Raw genomic sequence first — 7,702 nt, 5'->3', positions numbered from 1 at the left:
TGCACCACCCCTCCCGGTGCAGCTTTGCGCGGATGCGCGCCCACAGCCGGGTGAAGTAGCTTTGCGTCTCCGCCGGGTCTCGCCATCAAGCGCATAGCCGTCGATATTCTTTGAGATGTATTTGGCGATATAGCCGGTAGCGCTGCCTTTCTGCGGATCGATCGCTTCCGCGTGAAAGCGCGCCTGTCTGGCGCTTTCGCTCTGCAGCTCAACGGCATCCTCCTGCCGCGCGTAATCCCCTATAATCCGGCGAACGCATTCGACATCTTCCGGCAGCATAAACATCAGCATGTGCCAATGGGGCGTGCCGTCGTGATGGGGTTCCGCGACGCGGATACCAAAAATACGCCGCCCCTCCCGGTGCAGCTTTGCGCGGATGCGCGCCCACAGCCGGGTGAAGTAGCTTTGCGTCTCCGCCGGGCTGGACCCGTTCCACTTCGCGTTGGGGTAGCCCGATTTCACGGTCGCGTGATACTGCGCGGGCGCGGTTAAGGTATAGAACTCACCCACATAGCCCAGCGCCTGGCAGATATTCTCAAACCCGCGAATGCGGGTCATCAGTTCGCAGCGACGTATCGCCGGGTTGGCCACCGAGGTATCGTATTTTTCAATCAGGCTGATGCGGTTACCCTCTTCATCTTCCAGCTCCATGCCCTTGAGAAATTCGCGGGTGCGGCGCTTCTGCTCGCGCCACTCGGTCACGCAGCGCTTGCTCGCATACGCCGTTCTCTTTTTACTGACGTTGCCGAGGGCAATCTGCACATGCTCGCGCCAGGCAGCCGCGACCCGACGCAAACGCCCGCGCCACCACGCCTCGGAAAACATGCGGATCACCGCCGCGGCAACATCATCTTTGTTGAAAAACGACTTCGACACCCGCTCCCAGTGCGGAGGCGACACGTTGAACTGCCTGGCGATCAGTCCGGCTCGCTGATACCAGACGTACAGCGTCTGGTATTCGCCCATGTCAGCATCGTTAATATTCGCCAGCTCGCCGCGAATAAAGCTGGCGATATCGGCGGCCAGCAGGTCGATATCCGCGCGGGACATATCCGGGAGTCGGTTATAGCGGGCAACCAGCTCGACCATCCGCGAGGCAAGGTATTGCAGAAGCCGGGTGTCGAAATGGCCGTCAAACACGGCCCGGGAAACCGCGCTGTGCAGGCCCGCGCAGGCATAGCGTTCAGAGACCTGCCGCAGGCGGGGCAGCATCCTGTTGCAGAAGCGGATCAAAAAGGCATTGGCCTGCGGGCTGCCCCGACGCTGTTCGAGGGCGTCGACCGTGCGCCAGACGTCAACGCGCACGCAGTCAGGCTGCTGTGAGAGGGCAATTCTTGCCTGCTGCAGCGCCGCGAAAAGGCGATCGCGGCGCTGCTGTTGGGCATGGGTGAGGTAGGGGCTGGCAATGGCCGACCGCGGAGCGTTCCACGGATAAGCAAATGACGTAGCCAACTCATCCTCCCCGGACGTGTTTATTTTTCATCTCCGCGATCTCCTGGCAGGTGACGCACAGGGCCACGCCGGGCACCGCCATGCGGCGTGCCTCCGGTATCGGGGCCTCGCACTCCTCGCAGAGGAAACGCGAAGGCGATGCAGGCCGTCTGCGGGCGTGATTAATGTGCCGCTCTCTGTCTTCCTGCTCGCGCGCCTGCGCAAGATCGATAAAATCGGCCATCAGTGCAGCTCCTGGGATTCACGCTCGTAGCGGGCCGCCTCGTGGCACAGCAGTTCAGCAACGTCTTCTCCGCTCATGCCGGTTTTAAAAATTTGGCTTGCCAGTGCCTCCAGGCGCAGGGAGACCGCGCGGGCTCGCGCGCATCGTTCCTCCGTTTTTGCCTCCATCAGCAGGCGTTTCAGTTCTTCACTTCCGATCGGATAAGGGCGGTTTTCACTGTTTCGCATCACGCGTTCTCCTTAAATTCAGGCAATAGAATGCCCGGCGGGTTTACGCCATTGGTTTTTTGGTTGGGTTACATCGGCATGGTCAGCCGTTCAGGAAATAAACTCACAACAGCACGAAAATGATTCATGGCGGTAATCAGCGCCCTTTTCTCCTCGGTCGTCAGCTCGCTGATATCGCACTCATGACGGGCAACGGGTAATCTCGCCAGGAAAAAGATGGCGGCCAGCGCCCTGCTGTTCTCCTCAAAACAGGGATCGCGTTTATCGCGCAGCTCAGCCATAAACCGCGCCAGCTCTTTTCCGCTATCGCTCCCGTATCGGGCGCGCAGCTCAGCGACGTGGTTAAGCCCGCTAAGACGAGCCCCCACGCTAAGTGGAACCCTTGCACGGGCAGCTTCTATCGCCATATCTCCCCTCGCGTAAATTCACGCACGCTAATGCGGTGAAAACGGGCACAGCACGGTTTTTTCCGCCGTTTGAGGATTGCGATTTCAGAAGCCATGCTGCATGATTCCCATTTTGATAATGTCTGCAATCATTAGCCTCTGTTTGCCAACGTCTGCCGCTGATTGCCCGAATTTGTAATGATATTAATACCCAAATGAGTATTAGTAAACACTCAAAGGAACATATTTTGATTTTAGATTCTCAAGTGAATAATGAAGAGTTACTCGATAGAATCTGTCAGGTATATGGTTTCACGCAGAAAATCCAGCTGGCCCGGCACTTTAATATCGCCGCCAGCTCGCTTCAGAACCGCTACGCGCGCGGTACCATCTCTTACGACTTTGCGGTTCAGTGCGCGCTGGACACCGGTGCCAGCCTTCGCTGGCTGATGACCGGGCAAGGTGCGCAGTTTGAAGGTCAGCCAACCCAAGGGGATCCCTTAACTGTTGCACTATTCACTCTTAGTGATGGTAGACTGGAAGAAAATACTACTTTGAGCATCGACTCCCATTTCTTCAGCAAGCAGCTCACCCGTGGCATCGCCGTCCGGGCGGAGGGAAAACTTCACTTCGTTGAAAAAGACGCGTCGTTAACCGATGGGCTGTGGCTGGTTGAGATTGAAGGCACCACCAGCATCCGCGATTTGACGCTACTGCCAGGGAAAAAACTTCACGTTGCGGGTGGAAAGATTCCATTTGAATGCGTTATTGGTGAGATAAAAACGGTGGGTCGCGTGGTGGGTGTCTACAGCGAGGTAAACTGATGGCGGTCCGTAAAAATCCTGTCGGTGGCTGGCTTTGCGAGATCTACCCCAACGGGGCCAAAAGTAAGCGCATCAGAAAGAAATTCGCCACCAAAGGCGAAGCTCTGGCCTTTGAGTGTATGGGCGAACCGCTCGCGAGGGATTTTGATGCGCAGATGTTTTCTCCCTACGGGGAGAAGAGGTTAAAGGGTAAATATGCCCATTCAACTTCCGCCTCGCCTGCCCGCATTGTGCGGTCAGTTTTGTTGATTAGCTTTTAAATATCGGTAAATTTTCTTCGTTACAAAAATGGCGAGCACGCCCAGCAGAATTGAAGCTAAACCGAGGAAAATCAGTAAAGAAAGGATATGACTGAACAGGCCACCAAAGCTTGTAAAATCACTCAGTCGAGCAAACTGCTCCGGCGTCAGTACACGAACAACGATCTCCGGAATAGTTAGAAAGAAAATAATAACCACCAAAACATAAATTGACACTCTACCGCTTTTTTTCATTATCTTCCTTGCCCCCTATGACAATGCTGATCAATTATTGACAGGGTAATGTTACAACAAGGGAAATTACAATGGCAGGCGGCTATGCAAAAATGAAGTTGCAATCAGAAAGAAACCTGGCCCTGGCACTAACCAAAGCATTGCGAGAAATACAAGCCACTAATATGAGCACTATCGAAAATCTGAAGCTTGGCACACAGCGTATGATCAACTATGGTTCGTGCTTGATACCAGACGATTACTACCGCAATGCCTGTCGTGAGCTAATAAATGAAGACCGCCGACTCGCATTGGCACTTGCTGAAATCTATAATCGAAACGATGTTGCTCTTGATATGGTTGAGATTTACTTTCGGAAAACTCTCAAAAGACTCGGAGAGCAAAAGAGTAACAATCTCGCTGCATTTCTTAAAAAGGAATTAGGCGATAAGGCATATGAGTACGCAGAAAAATCTAGCAAACTAGCGCTGTCCTTAACTATTGCAAAGCTGATAATCAGTAGCGGTGATTTTCATGAATCGCATATCAGAATGGTCAATTCATTATCATCAATGTATGTTAACGGTGCCATCATCTATTCGAAAGCACAGGTAGCAGCATTAGCTGCTAACAAGCTCAAATTCCAAGACCCAGCGTATTATCAGTCCTTGTATCAACAAAACCTTGAGATGCTTTACTTTCTTATTGAACCACAAATGACAAAAATAATTTATCAAATCGAATCAGGTGGAAACAATGAGGAAATAATCGGAGACGCTTTATATGAGCTATTAAAAAGATGAAACGAGCAATATTATGGTTTCTGCAGTCATATATTTATTACATCCCTATAGCACTTATCATTGCTGGTGCTTATATGTTCGCGCGTTTCATCCCTGACTATTTTGGTATCCTTACCCTGGCATGGATCATCATCGTTACCTATTTCTATGTGAAACATAATCGTTGGTTCTGATCTGGGTCGGGTAATCAACATGCCACACGCACGAAATAAAAAAGCCAACCCCGCACTCCCGCGGCGTTGGCCCTGTTTTTAAGGCAGTGACGCTTACAACAGGTTAAAAGACATAACGCATGCCAAGGGTAAATTCATTAGAGACGATATGCGCCTTCATCTGCTCATCTTTTAAGCCACGCATGTTCGCATAGTTGTTATATCCGCTTTCGATCTTACCCATATCGATATAGCGATAGCCCAGATCGACATACAAACGCTCAACCGGCGTGTAGCTTACGCCTGCACCTAACGCGTAAGTCAGGTTGTTTTGCGTCGTCGAGCCGTATTCACGGCCAGGATTGCCCTGCCAGCCGCCTGCTTTAATCCTGCTCACACCAAGCCCTGCGGTACCGTAAACAGAGACGCCGTAGCCCAGCTCATAATCACGATAGACGTTCAACATCAGACGTTCAGTTTCGGTCTGAAGATGATCAAAACCGTTTGGGAACGCGCTGGAACCGTTGGTGTATTCCGTTTTCTGCTTAAAGGTGTATTCACCTTCCGTACGCCAGCCGTTGCCAAACTGATAGCCAGCAGCAATAGCCGCGCCGCCTAAATGCTCTTTCTGTTTACCACCCACAAACTGCCCGACACCCGGACGGGAACTGGTATCCATCTCTTTGGCCCGCTGTTCAATCTGCAGATATTTTGCCGAACCGTAATACCCTTCTTCCGTATTTGCCGCCAGAACGGTAGCCGGGATCATCACGACAGGCAGGGCGACTACAATAGCTTTCATGTTCATCTACACTCCGTTGAAAAAACATTCCTCACGGCGAACAATCGTCTGCCGATATCAGGAAAAATAGTCAGTGAGACGAAGCATAAGCACTCCCGAAAGGGCAAACTATTCGGATGAATACGCGTTTTACCTGGTAATTTTACGTAGGGATTGGTCTCAATTTTTATCCCGTTCTTTTTACTTTCAATGCCTTATCGGTTGTGGGAAACGCAGCAGGACAATTGCGCCATCGGTCGGAACCGTTTCCAGTTCCGTCACATCCAGCGTGGTATTTTCCGGCAAGCTCTGGCTATCGACTGTAATTCGGTTCACCCGCCATGGCGTTAAGTAACTTACCAGCAGCTCGCCTTTGACATTGGTTGTGGAGCCAAACTGGTTATAGAAGCCCATTCCCGGCGAGCCTGGCACGTCCACCAGCGCAGCCGTGCTGCCGAGTTGCTGGCCCAGCGTCACACCTTCCGCGTGGACCAGAATGCTACCGCTGGTGTCGGCATGATAATCGCGGCGCGTTCCCCCGCGCACCATACTGAGATTCAGCTCGCCCGCGTTGTACTGATAGCCCAGGTTCGCAGAGAGCTCATCATCGCGGTGAACGGTATGCGTCGCCTGCAGATCGTAACGCAGGCTGTAATCACTTAACGCTGAACCGTATACATTCACCCCATGGCTATCTTCCCCCCGGCTGGCGAGCTCGGTGATATAGCCGACATTACTCGTCGCCCCCCAAAGGGATAAAGGCACACTGACGTTGATACCCACAGTGGTTTCATTCGGGTTTTTACCGTAGCGCTCGTATACGCCGTACACGCTTAAATCCACGTTGTGGAAGGTCGTATTCAGGCTCAGCGTCGTTCCCGTGTTGCCCGCGTCAGGTTCACGTGACTTCAACCATTGCCACGACAGGCTCAGGCTAGAGTCCTCGGCAAGATTCTGGTTAAGCTCCAGTTGCCCGCGAAGCGCCCGCCGGGTGACGTCATCGTCCCAGCCGTATCTCAGCAGTTCCGCCCGCGTGATTTTTTCTTCCAGCGACCGGTAATGCCCGCCACGCGGATACCACTGGAGCTGAGCGGTGAGGCTGGTTTCGGTCGTGAAGAACGCTTTGGCATAACGCACACGCCACACCTTGCCGCGCAGCGTCGCCGCCTCTTGCGTATAGCGGGCCGCGCTGACATCTCCGGAAAACGCGCCCCACAGCCCCAGGTTACCGCCGAAACCCGCGACCTGGCTGAAATAGTGCTCTCCTTGCTGTAGCCCGGCAAAAACGGTGACCTGCGGTGCAATCCCCCATGAGAAGGTACTCTGCCAGAAGCGGTCCTTATCCCTGTCGATACCGTGAAAAGGCTTATAACGTCCGGCAGCAAGTTCATAGCTAAAGAGTCCCTGATGCACCAGATTGGGCATGCTGGAATAGGGCAGCAGACGGGTACGCTCTGTACCGTCGCTCTCCTGAATCGTCATTTCCAGGTTGCCGTTTGGGTCCGGCGGATAAAAATCGCGAAGGGTAAACGGTCCGGGCGGGACGTGAATACGGTAAACACGTACGCCGTTCTGATGAATGGTGACTTCGGCCTCGGTGCGGGCATAGCCGTTGATCCAGGGTGAATAGGGTCGCCAGCTATCGGGGTACATCGCCTCATCACTGGCGAGTGATGCACCGCGAAACGCCAGGCTGTCGAACAAATTTGAAGACGTATTGCCGTCGCCAAAGGTCAACCGCGAACGCAGCGGCGTGATGCTACGCCAGAGCGACATCGCATTGCTGTACGAACCGTGTTGCCCCTCTTTATCGCGCCAGACGGTGTTTTGATAACGCAGCCGCCAGGGCCCAACGTTAAGGCCATTGTCCAGGTTCAGCGTGGCGTCAGTGCCGGAATGCTCCCAGTCGTACTGTGCCTGGCTGTTATCCGCATCCAGACGATAGTTAATAAACAGTGCGTTGATGCCATCATCCCAGCGGCTGGTGCTGACCCCATTCTGCTGCGGACTAATGGCGTCTGTCGGGAACAGGAGCGTAAGCAGTTGCGCTTGCGGGCGGTACCAGTATTTGAGGTTAAACTGCTCGGCAGACTGGGGTGTCAGGCACCCTTTGGCATCCCAGACCAGACGCGCAAGCACCGCGTCACGCACGCCCCACTCCTCCATCAGCGGCTGGCTGAGGCAAGGCCCGGAGGCAGATACATCAAACGAGATCGCCCCTTTGTAGAGGTTATTGAGGATCACCCACGTCTTTTGAGGGGCCGCGCGGCTCTCTGCCAGAGTGAACAGCAGCATAAAACAGAGAAGACGGAGTAGAGTCATGATGGCAGGCAGCGCAAAAAGGTGAAGAGGCTAATGCCCCCTCACCTGTTTTACACAAC

9 protein-coding genes and 1 pseudogene are annotated in these 7,702 nt (G+C 53.5%); 3 read left to right on the top strand and 7 right to left on the bottom strand.

Annotated elements, in window-relative coordinates; genetic code table 11:
- The 4 genes from E3U32_RS02375 to E3U32_RS02360 all read right to left on the bottom strand — a co-directional run.
- On the bottom strand, nt 1-1,452 hold a 1,452-nt coding region (locus tag E3U32_RS02375), incomplete at its 3' end, for a replication endonuclease (protein WP_286164106.1).
- A 1-nt stretch (nt 1,453) separates the two neighbouring features.
- Nucleotides 1,454-1,675 carry a TraR/DksA family transcriptional regulator gene (locus E3U32_RS02370; protein ID WP_134347517.1) on the bottom strand — a complete coding sequence of 74 codons (222 nt, stop codon included), beginning with the start codon at nt 1,673-1,675 and terminating at the stop codon, nt 1,454-1,456.
- Nucleotides 1,675-1,902, bottom strand: coding sequence for a DUF2732 family protein (locus E3U32_RS02365; RefSeq protein ID WP_134347516.1), 228 nt, complete (start codon nt 1,900-1,902; stop codon nt 1,675-1,677). The genes E3U32_RS02370 and E3U32_RS02365 overlap by 1 nt, the downstream gene beginning before the upstream one ends.
- A gap of 68 nt (nt 1,903-1,970) precedes the next feature.
- Nucleotides 1,971-2,309 carry a DUF5347 domain-containing protein gene (locus E3U32_RS02360; RefSeq protein WP_042714015.1) on the bottom strand — a complete coding sequence of 113 codons (339 nt, stop codon included), beginning with the start codon at nt 2,307-2,309 and terminating at the stop codon, nt 1,971-1,973.
- Between the two features lie 227 nt (nt 2,310-2,536).
- Between E3U32_RS02360 and E3U32_RS02355 the strand changes: the two genes are divergently transcribed.
- Both E3U32_RS02355 and E3U32_RS02350 read left to right on the top strand, forming a co-directional pair.
- The gene (locus tag E3U32_RS02355) at nt 2,537-3,112 is read left to right on the top strand and encodes a phage repressor protein CI (protein ID WP_134347521.1); all 576 of its coding nucleotides are present in this window, start codon (nt 2,537-2,539) and stop codon (nt 3,110-3,112) included.
- A pseudogene (locus tag E3U32_RS02350) lies at nt 3,112-3,318 on the top strand (site-specific integrase); the annotation flags it as partial. The gene E3U32_RS02355 and the pseudogene E3U32_RS02350, both read left to right, overlap by 1 nt.
- Before the next feature lie 30 nt (nt 3,319-3,348).
- Here E3U32_RS02350 and E3U32_RS02345 read toward each other — a convergent pair.
- A complete protein-coding gene (locus E3U32_RS02345; protein ID WP_134347515.1) occupies nt 3,349-3,606 on the bottom strand; it encodes a hypothetical protein in 258 nt (85 codons plus the stop codon).
- Nucleotides 3,607-3,677: 71 nt separating this feature from the next.
- Between E3U32_RS02345 and E3U32_RS02340 the strand changes: the two genes are divergently transcribed.
- Nucleotides 3,678-4,388, top strand: a complete 711-nt coding sequence (locus E3U32_RS02340; protein ID WP_134347514.1) for a hypothetical protein — start codon at nt 3,678-3,680, stop codon at nt 4,386-4,388.
- Nucleotides 4,389-4,664: 276 nt separating this feature from the next.
- Here E3U32_RS02340 and E3U32_RS02335 read toward each other — a convergent pair whose 3' ends face one another.
- Nucleotides 4,665-5,348 carry an outer membrane protein gene (locus tag E3U32_RS02335; protein WP_134347513.1) on the bottom strand — a complete coding sequence of 228 codons (684 nt, stop codon included), beginning with the start codon at nt 5,346-5,348 and terminating at the stop codon, nt 4,665-4,667.
- Nucleotides 5,349-5,528: 180 nt separating this feature from the next.
- Nucleotides 5,529-7,643: a fimbria/pilus outer membrane usher protein gene (locus tag E3U32_RS02330; protein ID WP_286164104.1), complete on the bottom strand. Its 2,115-nt coding sequence runs from the start codon at nt 7,641-7,643 to the stop codon at nt 5,529-5,531.
- Between the last annotated feature and the right edge of the window lie 59 nt (nt 7,644-7,702).

Source organism: Lelliottia nimipressuralis, assembly GCF_004402045.1.
GTDB lineage: Bacteria > Pseudomonadota > Gammaproteobacteria > Enterobacterales > Enterobacteriaceae > Enterobacter > Enterobacter chinensis.
Note: the sequence above shows the minus strand (reverse complement) of the source record. Positions and strands in the feature narration are given on the sequence as shown.

Excerpts from the sequence above, each read along its gene's own strand:
- E3U32_RS02370 (WP_134347517.1), bottom strand. The coding sequence starts at position 1,675 with ATGGCCGATTTTATCGATCTTGCGCAGGCGCGCGAGCAGGAAGACAGA.
- E3U32_RS02365 (WP_134347516.1), bottom strand. The coding sequence starts at position 1,902 with ATGCGAAACAGTGAAAACCGCCCTTATCCGATCGGAAGTGAAGAACTG.
- E3U32_RS02360 (WP_042714015.1), bottom strand. The coding sequence starts at position 2,309 with ATGGCGATAGAAGCTGCCCGTGCAAGGGTTCCACTTAGCGTGGGGGCT.
- E3U32_RS02345 (WP_134347515.1), bottom strand. The coding sequence starts at position 3,606 with ATGAAAAAAAGCGGTAGAGTGTCAATTTATGTTTTGGTGGTTATTATT.
- E3U32_RS02340 (WP_134347514.1), top strand. The coding sequence starts at position 3,678 with ATGGCAGGCGGCTATGCAAAAATGAAGTTGCAATCAGAAAGAAACCTG.
- E3U32_RS02335 (WP_134347513.1), bottom strand. The coding sequence starts at position 5,348 with ATGAACATGAAAGCTATTGTAGTCGCCCTGCCTGTCGTGATGATCCCG.
- E3U32_RS02330 (WP_286164104.1), bottom strand. The coding sequence starts at position 7,643 with ATGACTCTACTCCGTCTTCTCTGTTTTATGCTGCTGTTCACTCTGGCA.